16 protein-coding genes and 1 riboswitch are annotated in these 18,229 nt (G+C 69.7%); of the genes, 7 read left to right on the forward strand and 9 right to left on the reverse strand.

The features are described 5' to 3' along the window. The first annotated feature begins 91 nt into the window (after positions 1 to 91). The 4 genes from BM070_RS17410 (at position 92) to mtgA (ending at position 4,754) form a co-directional block, all read left to right on the forward strand. Positions 92 to 2,161 carry a ribonuclease catalytic domain-containing protein gene (locus BM070_RS17410; RefSeq protein ID WP_092940615.1) on the forward strand — a complete coding sequence of 690 codons (2,070 nt, stop codon included), beginning with the start codon at positions 92 to 94 and terminating at the stop codon, positions 2,159 to 2,161. 32 nt (positions 2,162 to 2,193) lie between these two features. Next, positions 2,194 to 3,078, forward strand: coding sequence for an energy transducer TonB (locus tag BM070_RS17415; RefSeq protein ID WP_092940616.1), 885 nt, complete (start codon positions 2,194 to 2,196; stop codon positions 3,076 to 3,078). 17 nt (positions 3,079 to 3,095) lie between these two features. Further along, positions 3,096 to 3,962, forward strand: a complete 867-nt coding sequence (gene aroE, locus BM070_RS17420; protein WP_092940617.1) for a shikimate dehydrogenase — start codon at positions 3,096 to 3,098, stop codon at positions 3,960 to 3,962. Positions 3,963 to 4,028: 66 nt separating this feature from the next. Beyond that, positions 4,029 to 4,754, forward strand: a complete 726-nt coding sequence (gene mtgA, locus BM070_RS17425) for a monofunctional biosynthetic peptidoglycan transglycosylase (RefSeq protein ID WP_092940618.1) — start codon at positions 4,029 to 4,031, stop codon at positions 4,752 to 4,754. 12 nt (positions 4,755 to 4,766) lie between these two features. Here the strand turns inward: mtgA and BM070_RS17430 are convergent, their stop codons facing one another. Further along, positions 4,767 to 5,546, reverse strand: coding sequence for a helix-turn-helix domain-containing protein (locus tag BM070_RS17430; RefSeq protein ID WP_092940619.1), 780 nt, complete (start codon positions 5,544 to 5,546; stop codon positions 4,767 to 4,769). Between the two features lie 664 nt (positions 5,547 to 6,210). Between BM070_RS17430 and BM070_RS17435 the strand changes: the two genes are divergently transcribed. The 3 genes from BM070_RS17435 to ruvC are packed head-to-tail and all read left to right on the forward strand — an operon-like array spanning position 6,211 to position 8,648. After that, positions 6,211 to 7,020, forward strand: a complete 810-nt coding sequence (locus tag BM070_RS17435) for a lysophospholipid acyltransferase family protein (RefSeq protein ID WP_092940708.1) — start codon at positions 6,211 to 6,213, stop codon at positions 7,018 to 7,020. A 13-nt stretch (positions 7,021 to 7,033) separates the two neighbouring features. After that, the gene (locus BM070_RS17440) at positions 7,034 to 8,038 is read left to right on the forward strand and encodes a phosphatidate cytidylyltransferase (protein ID WP_092940620.1); all 1,005 of its coding nucleotides are present in this window, start codon (positions 7,034 to 7,036) and stop codon (positions 8,036 to 8,038) included. 58 nt (positions 8,039 to 8,096) lie between these two features. Continuing rightward, complete coding sequence (gene ruvC, locus BM070_RS17445) at positions 8,097 to 8,648, forward strand: crossover junction endodeoxyribonuclease RuvC (RefSeq protein WP_092940621.1); 552 nt, start codon at positions 8,097 to 8,099, stop codon at positions 8,646 to 8,648. Positions 8,649 to 8,679: 31 nt separating this feature from the next. Here ruvC and BM070_RS17450 read toward each other — a convergent pair whose 3' ends face one another. The 8 genes from BM070_RS17450 to BM070_RS17480 all read right to left on the reverse strand — a co-directional run bounded on the left by BM070_RS17450 (position 8,680) and on the right by BM070_RS17480 (position 18,224). Further along, on the reverse strand, positions 8,680 to 9,153 hold the full coding sequence (locus BM070_RS17450; RefSeq protein WP_092940622.1) for an RcnB family protein: 474 nt from the start codon (positions 9,151 to 9,153) through the stop codon (positions 8,680 to 8,682). 233 nt (positions 9,154 to 9,386) lie between these two features. Beyond that, the gene (locus tag BM070_RS17455) at positions 9,387 to 11,009 is read right to left on the reverse strand and encodes a methyl-accepting chemotaxis protein (RefSeq protein WP_092940623.1); all 1,623 of its coding nucleotides are present in this window, start codon (positions 11,007 to 11,009) and stop codon (positions 9,387 to 9,389) included. Positions 11,010 to 11,231: 222 nt separating this feature from the next. Then, the gene (gene thiC, locus BM070_RS17460) at positions 11,232 to 13,076 is read right to left on the reverse strand and encodes a phosphomethylpyrimidine synthase ThiC (RefSeq protein ID WP_092940624.1); all 1,845 of its coding nucleotides are present in this window, start codon (positions 13,074 to 13,076) and stop codon (positions 11,232 to 11,234) included. Positions 13,077 to 13,247: 171 nt separating this feature from the next. After that, a riboswitch (TPP riboswitch) is annotated at positions 13,248 to 13,356 on the reverse strand. 50 nt (positions 13,357 to 13,406) lie between these two features. Further along, positions 13,407 to 13,583, reverse strand: coding sequence for a hypothetical protein (locus BM070_RS24840; RefSeq protein ID WP_175518535.1), 177 nt, complete (start codon positions 13,581 to 13,583; stop codon positions 13,407 to 13,409). Positions 13,584 to 13,608: 25 nt separating this feature from the next. Beyond that, complete coding sequence (lpxC, locus tag BM070_RS17465) at positions 13,609 to 14,532, reverse strand: UDP-3-O-acyl-N-acetylglucosamine deacetylase (protein WP_092940625.1); 924 nt, start codon at positions 14,530 to 14,532, stop codon at positions 13,609 to 13,611. Between the two features lie 169 nt (positions 14,533 to 14,701). Then, positions 14,702 to 15,934 (reverse strand): cell division protein FtsZ, encoded by a 1,233-nt coding sequence (gene ftsZ / locus BM070_RS17470; protein ID WP_092940626.1) that lies wholly within the window; start codon positions 15,932 to 15,934, stop codon positions 14,702 to 14,704. A gap of 187 nt (positions 15,935 to 16,121) precedes the next feature. After that, positions 16,122 to 17,351, reverse strand: a complete 1,230-nt coding sequence (gene ftsA / locus BM070_RS17475) for a cell division protein FtsA (RefSeq protein WP_092940627.1) — start codon at positions 17,349 to 17,351, stop codon at positions 16,122 to 16,124. Between the two features lie 15 nt (positions 17,352 to 17,366). After that, a complete protein-coding gene (locus BM070_RS17480; RefSeq protein ID WP_092940628.1) occupies positions 17,367 to 18,224 on the reverse strand; it encodes a cell division protein FtsQ/DivIB in 858 nt (285 codons plus the stop codon). Between the last annotated feature and the right edge of the window lie 5 nt (positions 18,225 to 18,229).

Here is an 18,229-nt window from a genome sequence, read left to right on the forward strand (position 1 = left end):
GGCCCGGGCGAAGCCCAGGCAGCCGGCGATCATAGGCCGGCGCGGACGGCCGGGGCCGGCGGCGGCCGCAGCGCATGGGACAATCCGGCCCATGCACGCACTGTTCGAAGAAGCCGGCAAGTTCATGGCTGGCCGCATCCTTTCCGAGGCCGAAAGCTCCGCCCAGGTCGAACTCGACTCCGGCAAGCGGGTGAAGGTCAAGGCCGCCCACATCCTGCTGAAGTTCGAGAAGCCCGCGCCGGCCGAGCTGCTGCGCGAGGGCCAGGCCGTCGCCGCCACCATCGAGTTGCCGCTGGCCTGGGAATTCGCCCCGGAGGACGAATTCGGCTTCGCCGACCTCGCGCGCGACTACTTTTCCGCCAACGCCACGCTGGCCGAGCAGGCCGGCGCGCTGTTCGCGCTCTACGAGGCCCCGCACTACTTCCGCCGCGCGGGCAAGGGCCGCTTCAAGAAAGCGCCGGCCGAGATCCTGCAGCAGGCGCTGGCCGCCATCGAGAAGAAGCGCCTGATCCAGGAGCAGATCGTGGCCTGGGCCGAAGAGCTGGGCCGGGGCGAATGCCCGCAGCCCATCCGCGAGCAGCTCTACAAGATCCTCTTCAAGCCCGACAAGAACGCGCCCGAATACAAGGCCGTGGTCGAGGCCAGCCGCGCCACGCACAAGGCGCCGCTCGACCTGCTGACGCAGGCCGGCGCCATCGACTCGCCCTACCAGTTCCACTGGAAGCGCTTCCTGTTCGACAACTTCCCCAAGGGCACGGGCTTCGCGCCGGTCACCGCGCCGCAGCCGCCGGCCGACCTGCCGCTCGCGCCCGTGCAGGCCTATTCGATCGACGATTCGCAGACCACCGAGATCGACGATGCACTCTCCGTGCAGGGCCTGGGCACCGGCACCGTCACGCTGGGCATCCACATCGCCGCGCCGGGCCTGGCCATCACGCCGGGCTCGGCCATCGACCAGCTCGGGCGCAACCGGCTCTCCACGGTCTACATGCCGGGCTACAAGATCACCATGCTGCCCGACGAGGTGGTGCAGATCTACACGCTCGACGAAGGCCGCGCCAACCCGGCCGTGTCGCTCTACGTGACCATCGACGAGGCCACGCTGGAGATTTCCGGCACCGAAACCAAGCTCGAACGCGTGCCGGTGGCCGTGAACCTGCGCCACGACCAGCTCGACCACATCGTGACCGAAGCCTGGCTGGCCGACCCGTCGATCGAGGTCGAGAACACGCCCCAGGCCCTGCTGGAGCGGCGCGAGCAGCTCTCCTTCCTGTATCGCCTCGCGCAAAAGCTCAAGGCCCAGCGCGAAGTGGTGCGCGGCAAGCCCGAAACCTTCAACCGGCCGGACTACAACTTCCGCCTCTCCGGGAATGACGGAGCGGAGCCCACGGGCAGCGAAACGGTCAGCATCAGCACCCGCCGCCGCGGCGCGCCGCTGGACCTGATCGTGGCCGAGGCCGCCATCGTCGCCAACAGCACCTGGGGCGGCCTGCTGGCCGACCACGGAGTGCCCGGCATCTACCGCAGCCAGGCGAGCCTCGCGCCCGGCATGAAGGTGCGCATGGGCACCAAGGCGCTGCCGCATGCGGGCATCGGCGTGAAGAGCTACGCCTGGGCCACCTCGCCGCTGCGCCGCTACGTCGATCTGGTCAACCAGTGGCAGATCATCGCCTGCGTGCGCCACGGCAAGACGGCCGCGCTGGCCGCGCCCTTCAAGCCCAAGGACGCCGACCTCTTCTCCATCATCAGCAGCTTCGATGCGGCCTACAGCGCCTACAACGGCTACCAGGCCGGCATGGAACGCTTCTGGACGCTGCAGTACCTGCGCCAGAACGCCATCACCGAGCTGGACGCCACCGTGCTCAAGGAAGGCCCGGGCGGCAGCTTCCTGGTGCGTGCCGACTCCCTGCCGCTGGTGCTGCCCGTGCTGGGCGCGCAGGGCCTGCCGCGCGGCGCGCGCGTGCGCGTCAAGCTCGGCGAGATCGACGACATCACCCTGGACGTGAACGGCACCCTGCTGGCCCGCCTGGACGATGCCGCGCAGGAAGCCGCGCCCGACGCCGAGGGCGAGGACGACGAGGAAGCCACGGCCGGCCCCATCGCCATCGCGGTCGATGTGAACGAGGCCGAAGCGCCCGCACCGGCCGCTGCCGGCCACTGAAGACGCCACGAGCCCGGAGCGACCTGCCCGCCATGCCCGCCTTCCTCGCCCGTTTCAGCACGCTGCAGATCGCGCTGGGCGTGTCGCTGGCGGTGCATGCCGTGCTGCTGTCGGTGCGCTTCATCGACCCGGACCGCTTCGACCGCGTGTTCCAGGACACGCCGCTGGAAGTGATCCTGGTCAACGCGAAATCCACCGAGCGCCCCGACAAGGCGCACGCCATCGCCCAGTCGTCGCTGGCCGGCGGCGGCGAGGCGGCCCAGGGCCGCGCCACCAGCCCCATGCCCTATTCGGCGCTCACGGCCACGGGCGACGACTTCGAGGACGCGCAGCGCAAGATGGACGCGATGCAGGCGCAGCAGAACCAGCTGCTGGCCCAGTTGCGCCAGCAGCTCGCCACCCTGCCCCCGCCCGACCTGAGCCAGCCCAGCGCCCGCACCGACTCGCAGGCCGAGGAAGACAAGCGCCGCCAGCTGGTGCAGCTGCTGGCCGAGATCGAAAAGCGCGTCAACGAAGAGAACGCGCGCCCGAAGAAGCGCTACATCAGCCCGGCCACGCGCGAAGCGGTCTATGCCGTCTATTACGACGCGCTGCGCCGCAAGGTCGAGGACCGGGGCACCGAGAACTTTCCCGAGCAGGCCGGCAAGAAGCTCTACGGCGCGCTGACCATGATCATCACGGTGAACCACGATGGCCGCGTGCTGGGCACCGAGGTCGTGCAGAGTTCGGGCAACCCGCAGCTGGACCGCCGCGCCGAAGCCATCGCGCGATCGTCCGGCCCGTTCGAGCCCTTCAGCCCCACCATGCGCGCCAAGGCCGACCAGCTGGCCGTGGTCTCGCGCTTCAAGTTCACGCGCGAGCAGACGCTGGAGACCAGCGTGCGCGACGGCAACGCTCCCGCCAACCCGGCCCCCTGACCGATCCTCCTCCTCCGATGACCACCGCCAACTCAGCCCCGAGCCCGGACGCCTACTGCGTGATGGGCAACCCCATCGCCCACAGCCGCTCGCCCTGGATCCACGCCCGCTTCGCCGAACTGACCGGCGAGCGCATCGCCTACGACCGCCGGCTGGTGCCGCTGGAGGGCTTTGCCGACGCGCTGCGCGACTTCGCGGCCGGCGGCGGACGCGGCTGCAACGTCACCGTGCCGTTCAAGATCGAAGCGGCCGAGCGCGCCACCGAGCGCACCGAGCGCGTGCAGCTGGGCGGCGCCGCCAACACCCTGGTGTTCGCGGCCGACGGCGCCGTCACCGCCGACAACACCGACGGCCTGGGCCTGGTGGCCGACATCGTGCGCAATGCCGGCGTGCCGCTGGCCGGGCGCGACGTGCTGCTGGTGGGCGCGGGCGGCGCGGCGGCCGGCGTGCTGGGCCCGCTGCTGCGCGAGGGGCCGCGCCGCATCGTCGTCACCAACCGCACGCTGTCGCGCGCCGAGCAGCTGGTGCAGCGCCACGCCGCCCCCGAATTGCTACAGAAAGCAGAGCTGATCGCCCAGGACATGCAAGCGCTGCAGGGCGATTTCGACATCGTCATCAACGCCACGGCCAGCAGCCTGGCGGGCGAGGCCCTGCCGGTGCCGGCCCAGGTGCTGCGCCCCGGCAGCCTGGCCTACGACATGATGTACGGCCCCGCCGCCCAGGGCTTTCTGGACTGGGCCGCGCAGCACGGCGCCGTGCCGCGCGACGGCCTGGGCATGCTGGTGGAGCAGGCCGCCGAAGCCTTCGCGCTCTGGCGCGGCGTGCGCCCGCCCTCGGCCCAGGTGCTGGCCGAGCTGCGCGCCGCCATCGCCGCCGGGCACTGAGCCACGCCTGCCTTTTCCTCCGGTCTTCCGTTTCCGTTTCCGTTTTCGTTTCCGTTGCCTCTCCTGATGAAAGCCCTGCTTCGCTGGCTCGGGCTGGTCCTGCTCGCGGGACTGGCGCTGCAGCTCTTCTTCATCGGCCGCATCGCCGTCATGGCGGTGGTGGCCCCCGAATCCACTGCCTTCCAGCGCTCCGAAGCCTGGGAGCAGCTGGCGACGCGCCACACCCTGCTCTGGCGCCAGCAGTGGGTGCCCTACGAAGAGATCGCCGAGCCGCTCAAGCGCGCGGTGATCGCCTCGGAGGACGACGGCTTCGTCAACCATGACGGCGTGGACTGGGACGCAGTGGAAAAGGCCTGGGAGAAGAACGCCCGTGCCGAGGAGCGCGCCAGCCAGCGCCCGCAGGCCGCAGCGGCCAGGCCGGTGAAGATCGTGGGCGGCTCCACCATCACGCAGCAGCTGGCCAAGAACCTGCTGCTGTCGGGCGAACGCACGCTGGTGCGCAAGGGCCAGGAGTTCGTGCTCACGATGGCGCTGGAGCACCTGCTGAGCAAACGGCGCATCCTGGAGATCTATCTCAACAGCGTGGAATGGGGCGACGGCGTCTTCGGCGCGGAAGCCGCCGCGCAGCACTATTTCCGCAAGAGCGCCGCCCGCCTCACGGCGCCCGAAGCGGCCCGGCTGGCGGTGATGCTGCCGCAGCCCAAGCGCTTCGAGAAGCAGCCCCAGTCGGCCTACCTCATGGGGCGCTCGCGCGTCATCCTGGGGCGCATGGGCAGCGCGGAGCTGCCCTGAGGGCCGCGCCCTTCAACGCTCGGTCAGCCGGTCGCGCGGCGTGCTCACGGCCTGGCCGATGCGGTCGGCCGTGGCGCGCACCAGCGGCAGAAAGCGCTCCAGCATGCGCTCGTTCATCTGCCCGGCGAAGGTCGAATACACCAGCGCGCCGCGCAACTGCCCGTCGCTGAACACCGGCACCGCGAAGGCGGTGTTTTCGGAGTTGTCCTGCGCGTAGTGGATGGCATAGCCCTGGCGCCGCACCCGGCGCACCAGGGCGCGCAGGGCCCACAGGTCGTCGAAACGCGGGCCGCCGTCCTCGCGGCGGTTCACCGACTCGACCAGGATGCGCCGCTCCGCCGGCTCGCAGAACGCCACATAGGCCTGGCCCAGCGCGGACACCGGCATCTCGTAGCGCTGGCCCACGCTGGAGGGGCGGATCGCGTAGGGGCTGTAGGGCATGGTGCAGAACACCACGCGGATGTGGTGGCGGTCCACCACGCCCAGCGACAGCGGCCACTTGATGTCGCGCGTGGTGGCGATCATCAGCGGCCCGGCCACCTGGATCAGGCGGGACTGGTCGGTCACGCCGCTGCTGAGGTTGCCCACCACGGGCGTGATCTGGTACTGGCCGTAGGCGTGCGGATCGGTGCGCACGTATTTCTCGGCTTCGAGCGTGCTCAGCAGGCGGTGCAGCGTGGACTTGGCCAGGCCCGTGCGCTGGTGCAGCTCCTGCAGGCTCCAGCTCGTGCGTTCGTTCATCACGCGCAGGATCAGCAGCGCGCGCTGCACCGACCGGACTTCGGTGCTCATGGCTGCGTCCTCTGGATGTCGCACGGGAGATACCCGGCGGCCGGATCGCATCTGCGTGAGTCAGGGAATGTGGGAGCCAAGAGCATGTCAGACCAAGGTTTTTGCGACAAATGCAAATTGCGGTGTAGGCGGAAATCTGTTCTTTTCGCGGCAGCCGGGGAGCCCTTGAGGGCCAGGAGGTGAGGGAGGAATGCGCCTGCGCTCATGGCGCGCCGATACACGGCGGGCGGCCCGGGGCATGGCGCCACCGCAGCCACCGCAGCCGCCGCGGGCCGGGTAGCGAGGTCGCTTGCTGCGCCGAGCCCGCGCACGCCCACGCAGCAGCGCATGCGCAGGGCGAAACGCGCATTGCCGGCAAGCGGCAGCGCGATGCATTGGTGGACGGCCCCATGAGGAAAGGGTTCAGGCGAGGCAAGCAGGTTGGAGGAATCGGAAAGGCAGGCGGGAAACGCCCGCCCAAGGAAGACCATGGCATGTGCCGAAGGGACATACCGGGGCGCAGTCTAGGCGGGCGCTTTCAGCTTGACATCAGATTGATCCGCATTTCCGCGCCACGGAAAAAAACGACTCGTAACGTGATGCGCCACGCATTGCCCTGGCCCGCCCGCCGGGCCCGCGCCGCTCGGCGGGCCCGTCCGGGGCTGCCCGTATCATCCCGCGCATGCTGCTGTCCAAGCTGATGAGTCTTTTCCTGCTGACCCTGGTGCGTTTCCTCACCGGGGCGCAGGCGCGCTGGTACGGCTGCCCGCCCAAGGCCGAGCAGCGCATCTACTTCGCCAACCACCAGAGCCATGCGGATCTGGTGATGATCTGGGCCGCGCTGCCGCAGGAGCTGCGCAGCATCACCCGCCCCATCGCCGCGCGCGACTACTGGACCAAGACGCCTTTTCGCCAGTGGATCACCACGGCCGTGTTCAACGCCGTCTATGTGACGCGCCAGACCGCGCCGGCCCAGCCCGCAGCAGCAGCCACGGCGGCCGATGAGGGCGCTGCTGCCGCGCCGCCGGCCACCGGGGCGATGGCGGGCCTCTCGGCGCTCTCCGCTGCCGTGGCCGACGCGGCCCTGGCGACCGCCGGCGGCCCCGACCCGGTGCCCGACGCCCTGCCCCCCGAACCCACTCCCGAGGCGCTGCGCGCCGCCGTGCGGCCCGACGATCCGCTCGCGCCGCTGGTGCAGGCGCTGGAAAGCGGCGACTCCATCGTGATCTTCCCCGAGGGCACGCGCGGCCACGGCGACGAGCCGCAGCCCTTCAAGTCGGGCCTCTACATGCTGGCGCGCATGTTCCCGCAGGTGGTGCTGGTGCCGGCCTGGATCAACAACGTGCAGCGCGTCATGCCCAAGGGCGAAGTGGTGCCCGTGCCCATCCTGTGCTCGGTGACCTTCGGCGCGCCCATCGCGCTCGCGCCGGGCGAAGAGCGCCGCCCCTTCCTCGACCGGGCCCGCGCGGCCGTCATCGCGCTGCGCGACATCTGAACGAACGCCCGCCATGGACTTCCTGCGCAACCTCTCCACCACGCAGCAGATCGGCGCGCTCTTCGTCGTGTTGTTCGGGCTGCTCTCGCTGGTGACTGCCTACGCCTTCGCCCAGACCCTGCGCGAGGGCAACGGCACCGACGACGCCGCCGAACAGGCACGCCACGAAGCCCACCAGCAGGAGTGGCGCCGCTTCTGGAGCCTGCTGAAGACCTCGTGGTTCATGGCCACCATCTTCTGGGTGGGCTGGGCGCTGGGCGACACGGTGGCGACGCTGCTCTTCGCGCTGGTGGCCTTCGTGGCGCTGCGCGAATTCATCACCCTCTCGCCCACGCGGCGCGGCGACCACCGCAGCCTGGTGCTGGCCTTCTTCGTGGTGCTGCCGCTGCAGTTCCTGCTCGTGGGCCTGCGCAAGTTCGACCTCTTCACGGTGTTCATCCCGGTCTATGTCTTCCTCGCGCTGCCGGCGGTGAGCGCGTTGGCCAACGACCCGCAGCGCTTTCTGGAGCGCAACGCCAAGCTGCAGTGGGGCATCATGGTCTGCGTCTATGGCATGAGCCATGTGCCGGCCCTGCTGCTGCTGGACTTCCCGGGCCACGAGGGCCGGGGCGCCTTCCTCGTCTTCTATCTGGTCGTGGTGGTGCAGGCCGGCGTGATCGCGCAGCACCTGCTGGGACAGCGCTTTCCGCACAAGCCGGTGGCGCCGCAGGTCAGCCAGAGCTTCCAGTGGCTGAGCTGGCTGGCCGGCATCGCGGCCGGGGGCGTGGCCGGCGTGCTGCTGTCGTTCATCACGCCCTTCAAGCTGGGGCAGGCGCTGGGCATGTCGCTGCTGGCCTGCGTGGCCGGCAGCCTGGGCCACCTGGTGATGAAGGCCATCAAGCGCGACCGGGGCATCACCAGCTGGGGCATGCAGGGCCAGTCGGTCACCGGCGCGGGCGGGCTGCTGGACCGCGTGGACGCGCTGTGCTTCGCCGCGCCGGTCTTCTTCCACTCCGCGCGCTGGTATTTCGGCTTATAGCCCTGTCGGCTTCCGGCGCTTGACTTGCCTGCGCCGGCAGCTATTGAATTGGTAGCACATGAGAATCCTGGGAATCGACCCCGGCCTGCAGACCACCGGCTTCGGGGTGATCGACGTGGATGGCCACACGCTGAGCTACGTGGCCAGCGGCACCATCCGCACCACGGCGCTGGCGTTGGGCGACCTGCCCGGCCGGCTGAAGGTGCTGTTCGACGGCATCACCGAAGTCACGGCGCGCTATGCACCCGACATGGCGGCGGTGGAGATCATCTTCGTCAACGTCAACCCGCAGTCCACCCTGCTGCTGGGCCAGGCGCGCGGCGCCTGCATCACGGCGCTGGTGGCGGGCAACCTGCCGGTGGCCGAATACACCGCGCTGCAGATGAAGAAGGCCGTGGTGGGCCATGGCCGCGCCGCCAAGCCGCAGGTGCAGGAGATGGTGCGCCGCCTGCTGCGCCTGCCGGGCCTGCCCGGCACCGACGCGGCCGACGCGCTGGGCATCGCCATCACCCACGCGCATGCGGGTGCGGCCATGGCGCGGCTGGCCGAAGCCGGCGGCACGCTCGCGCGCCGCCAGCACGCCATGTACAAGGGCGGGCGCAGCTACTGAGCGCCCGGCCAGGCGGCGTGCGGGCGCCGGCTCAGCGCCCGCTCAGCACCAGCTGGGCGATGACGCCGGTGGCGATGGCCACCAGCAGGTAGTCGCCGCCGTACTGCACCCAGTGGTAGCCGCGCGGCGGCGCCGCGAGATGGTGGCCGCGCCAGTCGCTCACCACGTAATGCGGCGTGCGGTACATGGCCGGCACGCGGCCGCCGCGGTACCAGTCGTGGTGCGGCCCTGCGCCATGGCGCAGGCCGTGCGCGGGCGCATGCGGCGGCGGGCCCCAGCCGCGCTCGTGGTGCGGGCCGCGGGCATGGTGGGGCGGGCCCTTCTTGCCATGCTTGCCGTGGTGCGGGTGGCCTGCGCGCGGGCCGGGGCCATGCCGGTCGTCGTCGCCGGGCCGGGCCTCGGCGCCCGGGGCACCGGCCAGGCCCAGCACCAGGGCCGTGCAGGTGGCGGCCAGGCCGTGCAGGACGCGATGGGGCGTGCGAAGCGTGGATGAGGTCGAGGGCATGGAAAGTCTCCTTGAAGCGGTCGATGAGGGGACGCCGCAGCGTCTTGCCACATTCTGGCGCCCATGGCCGGTCGCCGCTTATCCGCCTGTAACCGGCCTGCGCGTCGGCCAGCGCCGCATCGCAGGGTGGCTGCAGCCCATCGTTTTCACCATGAAAATGGCTTATAGCGCTTGCAGATCAAGCGCCTTTAGCTATATAAACCATAGCAAAAGGCGCCACAGCTGCGGCGCGCTCAGGCCGCCAGGGCACCGCCGGCCGGCAGCGCCAGCCGCTGCACATCGGCCCGGCCGGCAGCGCCATCGCCCAGCTGGAAGCGCGACACCGACTGCGTCAGGTTGCGGGCCTGCTCGCGCAGCGATTCGGCGGCGGCGGCGGACTCTTCCACCAGCGCGGCGTTCTGCTGCGTCATCTGGTCGAGCTGGCTGACCGACTGGCTGATCTGGCCGATGTTGTCGCTCTGCTCGGACGAAGCGGCGGTGATCTCGGCAATGATGTCGTGCACGCGCCGCACGCTGCCCACGATCTCGGTCATGGTGGAGCCGGCCTGGCCCACCAGGCGCGAGCCGCCCTCCACCCGCTCGACCGACGCGGCGATCAGCGCCTTGATCTCGCGCGCGGCCTCGGCCGAGCGCTGGGCCAGCATGCGCACCTCGCTGGCCACCACGGCGAAACCGCGGCCCTGCTCGCCCGCACGGGCCGCTTCCACGGCCGCGTTGAGCGCGAGGATATTGGTCTGGAAGGCGATCGAATCGATGACGCCGGTGATGTCGCCGATCTTGCGCGAGCTCTCGGTGATCTCGCCCATGGTGTCCACCACCTGGGCCACCACCTCGCCGCCGCGCCCTGCCACCTGGGCGGCGGAGGCCGCGAACTGGCTGGCCTGGCGCGAGGCCTGCGCGCTTTGCTGCACGGTGCTGGTGAGCAGCTCCATGGACGATGCCGCCTCTTCCAGGTTGGCGGCGGTCTGCTCGGTGCGCTGGCTCAGGTCGTGGTTGCCGCTGGCGATCTCGGTGCTGGCGGTGGAGATGCTGGAAGCCGCCTGCTGCAGCTGCGCCACGAGGCTGCGCAGGGATTGCTGCATGACGCCCATGGCCGTCACCAGCTGGCCCACCTCGTCCTGCTGCAGCGCCTGCACGGGCTGCGAGAGGTCGCCGCTGGCGATGCGTTCGGCCAGGTCGCGCGCCTGGCCCAGCGAGCGCGTGATGGAGCGCACGCTGAAGAAGGTGAGCGGTATCAGCACGGCAAGGCCCAGCAGCAGGCCGGCGCCGATCAGCGTGGCCATGGTGCCCATGCGGCTTTCCATGCCGGAGCGGGCCTCGTCCATGCGCTGGCGGGCGGTGGCGGCGAGGCTGGCGAAGAGGCGGTCGGTCGCTTCCATGTGGCTCTTGAGCCGGTCGGCGTAGGCACCGCCCGCGGCGCCGTCGATCTGCGCGCGCTCGATCTGCTCGAAGACGGGCGAGATGCCGTCCTCGTACTGCTTGATCTCGGCCAACGAGCGGTCGATGGCCTGCGTGAACTCGGCATCGCCCGCCTGGGCCTGCCGCACCTCGGCCAGGCTCTTGTGCAGGCCGGCCAGCGTCTTGGCCCAGCCGGCACGCAACGCGGACACCTCGTCCGAGTTGTTGAAGTTGATGATGATGTCCTTCTCGGCCCGGCGCAGCTCGCCCAGGCTGGTGCGCAGCTCGGCCATATCGGTGAGTGTCTGCACCCGTTGGGAGAAGAGCTCCTGCAAGGTCTCCTGCGTCCGGTGCAATGCGGCATAGCCCATGGCTCCGATGACGATGAGCAGCAGCAGCGAAAAGGCCGTGCCGAAGTAAAGGCGGGCACGGATGGACAGGCGACCCAAGGCGTTCATGGCGCTCCTCTGAAAATCAATGTCCGTGCGCACGCAATAAGCGAGCCACGGCACAGGCGGCGTCCACCGGCTCGTGGCCAGCGGACAGGGCGTCACGGTATGCGAATTCGGCGCGGCGCTGCAGAGGGTTGCCCCGGATGCTGCGGCGCCGCGTCGCCTGCGTCACTCGCCTGGTGGAATGCGCGGCCGCACCCAGGCCGCGCCCCGGCTGCGCGCTGGGCTTCAGCCGGCCGGCTGGATCGGCACGTAGAGCTGCCCGCCCGTGCCGCGGAACTCCTCGGCCTTCTCCTGCATGCCCTGGGCGGCGAATTCGCGCACCTCCTGCGTGATCTTCATCGAGCAGAACTTCGGCCCGCACATCGAGCAGAAGTGCGCCACCTTGGCCGAGTCCTTGGGCAGGGTCTCGTCGTGGTACTGCTGCGCCGTCTCCGGGTCCAGGCCCAGGTTGAACTGGTCCTGCCAGCGGAAGTCGAAGCGCGCCTGGGAGAGCGCGTCGTCGCGCGCGCGGGCGCCCGGGTGGCCCTTGGCCACGTCGGCCGCGTGCGCGGCGATCTTGTACGCGATGATCCCCTGCTTCACGTCGTCGCGGTCGGGCAGGCCCAGATGCTCCTTGGGCGTCACGTAGCAGAGCATGGCCGTGCCCATCCAGCCGATCATGGCCGCGCCGATGGCCGACGCGATGTGGTCGTAGCCCGGAGCGATGTCGATGGTCAGAGGCCCCAGGGTGTAGAACGGCGCCTCGTGGCAGGTCTTGAGCTGCTCGGTCATGTTGGCCTGGATCATGTGCATGGGCACGTGGCCGGGGCCTTCGATCATGGTCTGCACATCGTGCTTCCAGGCGATCTGCGTGAGCTCGCCCAGCGTGTGCAGTTCGGCGAACTGGGCCTCGTCGTTGGCGTCACTCGCGCAGCCCGGCCGCAGGCCGTCGCCCAGGCTGAAGCTGACGTCGTACTGCTTCATGATGTCGCAGATGTCCTCGAAATGCTCGTAGAGGAAGCTCTCGCGGTGGTGCGCCATGCACCACTTGGCCATGATGGAGCCGCCGCGCGAGACGATGCCCGTGCGCCGCCCGGCCGTGAGGTGGATGAAGGCCAGGCGCACGCCGGCATGGATGGTGAAGTAGTCCACGCCCTGCTCGGCCTGCTCGATCAGCGTGTCGCGGAAGATCGCCCAGGTCAGGTCCTCGGCGATGCCGCCCACCTTCTCCAGCGCCTGGTAGATCGGCACGGTGCCGATGGGAACCGGGCTGTTGCGCACGATCCAGTCGCGCGTGGTGTGGATGTTCTTGCCCGTGGAGAGGTCCATCACGTTGTCCGCGCCCCAGCGGATGGCCCAGACCAGCTTCTCCACCTCTTCCTCAATGCTGGAGGTGACGGCCGAGTTGCCGATGTTGGCGTTGATCTTGACCTTGAAGTTGCGCCCGATGGCCATGGGCTCGACCTCGGGGTGGTTGATGTTGGCCGGGATGATGGCGCGGCCGCGCGCCACTTCGTCACGCACGAACTCGGGCGTGATGATCTTCGGGATGCTCGCGCCCATCGGGTTGCCGGCCAGGCGCTGCTCGCGTGCGGCGTCCTGCTGGTACTGCGCCATCCACTCGCGGCGGCCGTTCTCGCGCAGGGCCACGTACTCCATCTCGGGCGTGACGATGCCCTTCCTGGCGTAGTGCATCTGCGTCACGTTGGCGCCGCTCCTGGCGCGCAGGGGCGCGCGCTGCAGGGCGGCGGCCTCGGCGCGCAGCACGGCCAGGCGGGCGGCGTCTTCGGACTTGCTGCCGTCGTCCAGCGCCTGCTGCGGGCGGCCCTGGTAGCGCTCGGTATCGCCGCGGCCCTCGATCCAGCCGCCGCGCACGCTGGGCAGGCCCCGGCGCACGTCGATCACCGCGGCCGGGTCGGTGTAGGGGCCGGAGGTGTCATAGACGCTGACCTGCTCGCCGTTGGTGAGCGCGATGTCGCGCACCGGCACGCGCAGGTCCGGGCGGCTGCCCGTGATGTAGTTCTTGGTGGAGGCGGGAAAGGGTTCGCGGGTCAGCGAGAGCAGCTGGGCGAACTTGTCGGGGGCATTCATGGCGGGCAATCTCCTCGGTTGGATGGAAATGTGCTCCGCATGAGGCCAGGTGTGGCCGCCCCCGGCCCCCTTGCGGAGGCGCCCGCTGCGCGGCCCTCGGCCCCGGGAACGGGGCGACGGCGCGTGGCGGCCAGGCGAATGCCGGCTGGGGCATTCGCTTGCAGGTGCGGGAATCCCGGCTGCAGCTCTTCTTACGCTGGTACTAACCAGATCAAGTTCGCGGTTCCGGCGGTCAGGTCCGCCATCTCAGCACGCCATACGTGCACCCCGGAGCAGGCGCGAGTATAGGCCGCTGCGGGCCATCAAGCGAACCGCGGGCCGCGGCCCGCTTCAGAGAATGCGCTGCACGAACAGCACCGCGAAGAAGAACAGCGCCGCGATCACCGTCCACTTGACGATCACCAGCCCGATGCGCCGGTAGCGCAGCTGCCCCGTGCCCATGTAGAACATGAACGACACGGCCGCCAGAAGCAGCAGCAGGGACACGGCCCAGCGAAAGAGCAGCATGGCGTCTGCCTGCCTGGGACGCCGCTTACCAGGCCCGCACCGGCTGCGCGAAGCCGGTGGGCGCCTGGCGCTCGTTCTCGAACGTGGCGATCTCCCAGGCATCTTCCTGCGCCAGCAGCTCGCGCAGCAGCAGGTTGTTCATCGCATGGCCCGAGCGGAAGGCGCTGTAGGCCGCCAGCAGCGGGCGGCCGACGATGTAGAGGTCGCCGATGGCGTCGAGGATCTTGTGCTTCACGAACTCGTCGTCGTAGCGCAGGCCGTCGGCATTGAGCACCTTGTAGTCGTCCATGACGATGGCATTGTCCAGCCCGCCGCCCAGGGCCAGGCCGCTGGCGCGCATCATCTCCACGTCCTTGGTGAAGCCGAAGGTGCGGGCACGGGCGATGTCGCGCGTGTAGCTGCCCAGGCCCAGGTCGAATTCCACGCTCTGGCCGGTGGAATCGACCGCCGGGTGGGAAAAGTCGATCTCGAAGCGCAGCTTGAAGCCGTGGTACGGGTCGAGCCGCGCCCACTTGAGGTTGGCGCCCTCGCCCTGGCGCACCTCGACCGGACGCTTCACGCGGATGAAGCGCTTGGGTGCGTTCTGCAGCTCCACGCCGGCGCTTTGCAGCAGGAAGACGAACGAAGCCGACGAGCCGTCGAGGATGGGCACCTCTTCGGCGGTGATGTCGATGTAGAGGTTGTCCAGCCCCAGCCCGGCGCAGGCGGACATCAGATGCTCCACCGTATGCACCTTGGCGCCGCCCACGCCGATGGTGGAGGCCATGCGCGTGTCCACCACGGCTTCGGCCGTGATGGGGATGTCCACCGGCTCGGGCAGATCGACCCGCCGGAAGACGATGCCCGTATCGGGCTGCGCCGGCCGCAGCGTCAGTTCGACCCGCTGTCCGCTGTGCAGGCCCACGCCGACGGCGCGGGTGAGGGTCTTGATCGTGCGTTGCTGGAGCATCCCGCGATTTTAGGCGGCACTGCACCGCTGCGGTGCGCGCCACTGCCTATGTCAACGATAGGTTTCCGTTTTCACCGAAGGGACACACGCCAACGACGAAGCCGCCGCCCCGATGAGGGAGCGGCGGCTTCGCAAAGGGATCGGCGCGGCCCCGGCGGCCGCTGCCGGATCAGTCAGCCTGCTTGCGCAGGAAGGCCGGGATTTCCAGATCGTCCATGCCGCCCGAAGACAGCGCGTCCACGCGGGCTGCGGCCTGGGTACGGTTGGTGCGCCACACGCTGGGCACGGACATGTTGCCGTAGTCGGCCTGGGGCGCTGCGCCGCCCACCAGGCCACCGGCCATGCCCACGGCAGCGCCGGCCACCGGCATCTGGTAGGCGATGTTGTCGGTGCCGGTGCGCAGGCCGCCCTGCACCACCGAGATGGGCTGGCGGCGGGCGTTGGCGCGCGACAGGCCCGTGGCCACCACGGTCACGCGGATCTCGTCGCCCAGGCTGTCGTCGTAGGCGGCGCCGTAGATGACGTGCGCGTCGGGCGAGGCGTAGGCGTTGATGGTGCTCATCGCCAGGCGCGACTCGGACAGCTTGAGGCTGCCCTTGGCGGCCGTGACCAGCACCAGCACGCCCTTGGCGCCCGAGAGGTCGATGCCTTCGAGCAGCGGGCAGGCCACGGCCTGCTCGGCGGCGATGCGGGCGCGGTCCGGGCCGCTGGCCGTGGCCGTGCCCATCATGGCCTTGCCGGGCTCGCCCATCACGGTGCGCACGTCTTCGAAGTCGACGTTCACGTGGCCGTATTCATTGATGATCTCGGCGATGCCGCCCACGGCGTTCTTGAGCACGTCGTTGGCATGGGCGAAGGCTTCGTCCTGGCTGATGTCGTCGCCCAGCACTTCGAGCAGCTTCTCGTTGAGCACGACGATCAGCGAGTCGACGTTGGCTTCGAGCTCGGTCAGGCCGTCGTCGGCGTTCTTCATGCGGCGGCCGCCTTCCCAGTCGAAGGGCTTGGTGACCACGCCGACGGTGAGGATGCCCATTTCCTTGGCCACGCGGGCGATGACGGGCGCAGCGCCCGTGCCCGTGCCGCCGCCCATGCCGGCGGTGATGAACAGCATGTGCGCGCCGGCGATGGCCTGGCGGATGTCTTCCTGCGCGCCTTCGGCGGCTTCACGTGCCTTCTCGGGCTTGCTGCCGGCGCCCAGGCCGCTGTGGCCCAGCTGGATGATGCGGTGGGCAGAGCTGCGGGTGAGCGCCTGCGCGTCCGTGTTGGCGCACACGAACTCCACGCCCTGCACGTTGCGCGAGATCATGTGTTCCACGGCGTTGCCGCCGCCGCCGCCGACGCCGATCACCTTGATCTGCGTGCCTTGGTTGAACTCTTCGGCTTCGATCATTTCGATGGACATGTGGTGCTCCTAGTCTTTCACGTGATGGTTCGGGTGGCTCGGGCCACACCTGGGGTTCTTGGATGGTTCAGAAATCGGATTCGGGAAACAACAGGCTGGCGAGGGAGGCGGGCCGGTGCTTCGCCATCGCTCGCGCGCACGCGCATGCGGACTTCCGCGGGCAAGCCAGAGTGGGTAGCCGGCCATGTCAGAAGTTCCCCACGATGAAGTCCTTGAAGCGGCCGAACGCCGTCTTCACCGAACCGCTTTTTTGCGCCACCTTGAAGCCGCGCATGCGGGCCAGCCGAGCCTCCTCGAGCAAACCCATGACGGTAGCAGCGCGAGGCTGGGCCACCATGTCGGACAAGGCGCTGGAATACTTGGGAATGCCGCGGCGCACGGGCTTGAGGAAGATGTCCTCAGCCAGCTCGACCATGCCGGGCATGACGGCACTGCCGCCGGTCAGCACGATGCCGGAGGAGAGCACCTCTTCGTAGCCCGACTCGCGCACGACCTGCTGCACCAGCGAGAAGATCTCTTCCACGCGCGGCTCGATCACACCGGCCAGCGCCTGCTTGCTGAGCATGCGCGGGCTGCGGTCACCCAGGCCGGGCACCTCGACCTGCGCCTCGGGGTCGGCCAGCAACTGCTTGGCGTAGCCGCTCTCGACCTTGATGTCCTCCGCGTCCTTGGTGGGCGTGCGCAGGGCCATGGCGATGTCGCTGGTGATGAGGTCGCCGGCGATCGGGATCACGGCCGTGTGGCGGATCGCGCCGCCGGTGAAGATCGCCACGTCGGTCGTGCCGGCGCCGATGTCCACCACCGCCACGCCCAGCTCGCGTTCGTCGTCGGTCAGCACGGCCTGGCTGGAAGCCAGCGGGTTGAGCATGAGCTGCTCGACTTCCAGGCCGCAGCGGCGCACGCACTTGATGATGTTCTCGGCCGCGCTCTGCGCGCCGGTCACGATGTGGATCTTGGCTTCGAGGCGGATGCCGCTCATGCCGATGGGCTCGCGCACGTCCTGCCCGTCGATGACGAATTCCTGCGGCTCCACCAGCAAGAGGCGCTGGTCGCTGGAGATGTTGATGGCCTTGGCCGTCTCCACCACGCGGGCCACGTCGGCGGGGGTGACTTCACGGTCCTTCACCGCCACCATGCCGCTCGAATTCAGGCCGCGGATATGGCTGCCGGTGATGCCGGTATAGACGCGCTGGATCTTGCAGTCGGCCATCAGCTCGGCCTCTTTCAGTGCCTGCTGGATGCTCTGCACCGTGGCGTCGATGTTGACCACCACGCCGCGCTTCAAGCCGTTGCTGGGCGCCACGCCCAGGCCGGCCAGCTTGAGCTCGCCGCTGGGCATGACCTCGGCCACCACCGCCATCACCTTGGCGGTGCCGATGTCCAGCCCCACGACCACGTCTTTGTATTCTCTTGCCATAGTTGTGTCTTTCCCTCAGCGGGTCTGCCCTGTTGTTCTTGCGGCCGGCGCCGTGCGCGCACGCCGTACGGCCGGGCGCGCGGCGGCGCGCTGCTTGGCCACATCGGCCGTCACCGTGGTCACGCCGCGCAGGCGCAGCGCGTAGCCGCCGTCGTGGCGCAGGTCGGCAGACTCCAGCGCCTCCACGCGCCGGCCCTGCTGCGCGGCCACCTGCGGCAGCGTCTTCACGAAGCGCTCGGTGCGCTGCAGCACCTCGGCGGTGGTGCCGCCGCCCAGCTCCACGGTGGCGCCGCCATCGAGCACCACGCGCCAGCCGCCGCGGCCGCTCAGCTCCAGCGTGTCGATGGCGGAGCCCAGCGGCTTGATGACCGGCACGAGGGCGCGGTACATCTGCAGCACTTCCTGCGAGCGGCCCGCCGGGCCCTTGAGGCTGGGCAGGTCTTCGCCGTCCAGGCCGTCGCTGCCGGCCTCGAACACCTCGCCCGTGCTGTCCACCAGCGTGGGGCTGCCTTCGGCACCCCAGTAGGCGGCGGCCTGGTGCTCCTGCAGATCCACGACCAGGCTGTTGGGGAATTCGCGGCGCACCATGGCGCTGCGCACCCAGGGCACCTGCTCGAAGGCCTCGCGCACGGCCTGCAGGTCCACCGTGAAGAAGTTGCCGGCCAGGCGCGGGCCCACGTCGGCGCGCAGCGTGACGGCGTTGTTGTGGACCAGTTCGCCCTGCACCACGATGCGGCCGATGGAGAACACCGGCAGGCGCAGCAGCCAGGAGCCACCCGCCGCCAGCACGAACGCGGCGCAGCCCACGAACAGGACCGTGGCGGTCCAGTTCATGAGCTTGACGTCGAGCGGTGCGGGCAGCGCGGGGTTCATGCGGC

The sequence above is a fragment of the Paracidovorax wautersii genome (genome assembly GCF_900113035.1).
Taxonomy (GTDB): Bacteria; Pseudomonadota; Gammaproteobacteria; order Burkholderiales; family Burkholderiaceae_C; genus Paracidovorax; species Paracidovorax wautersii.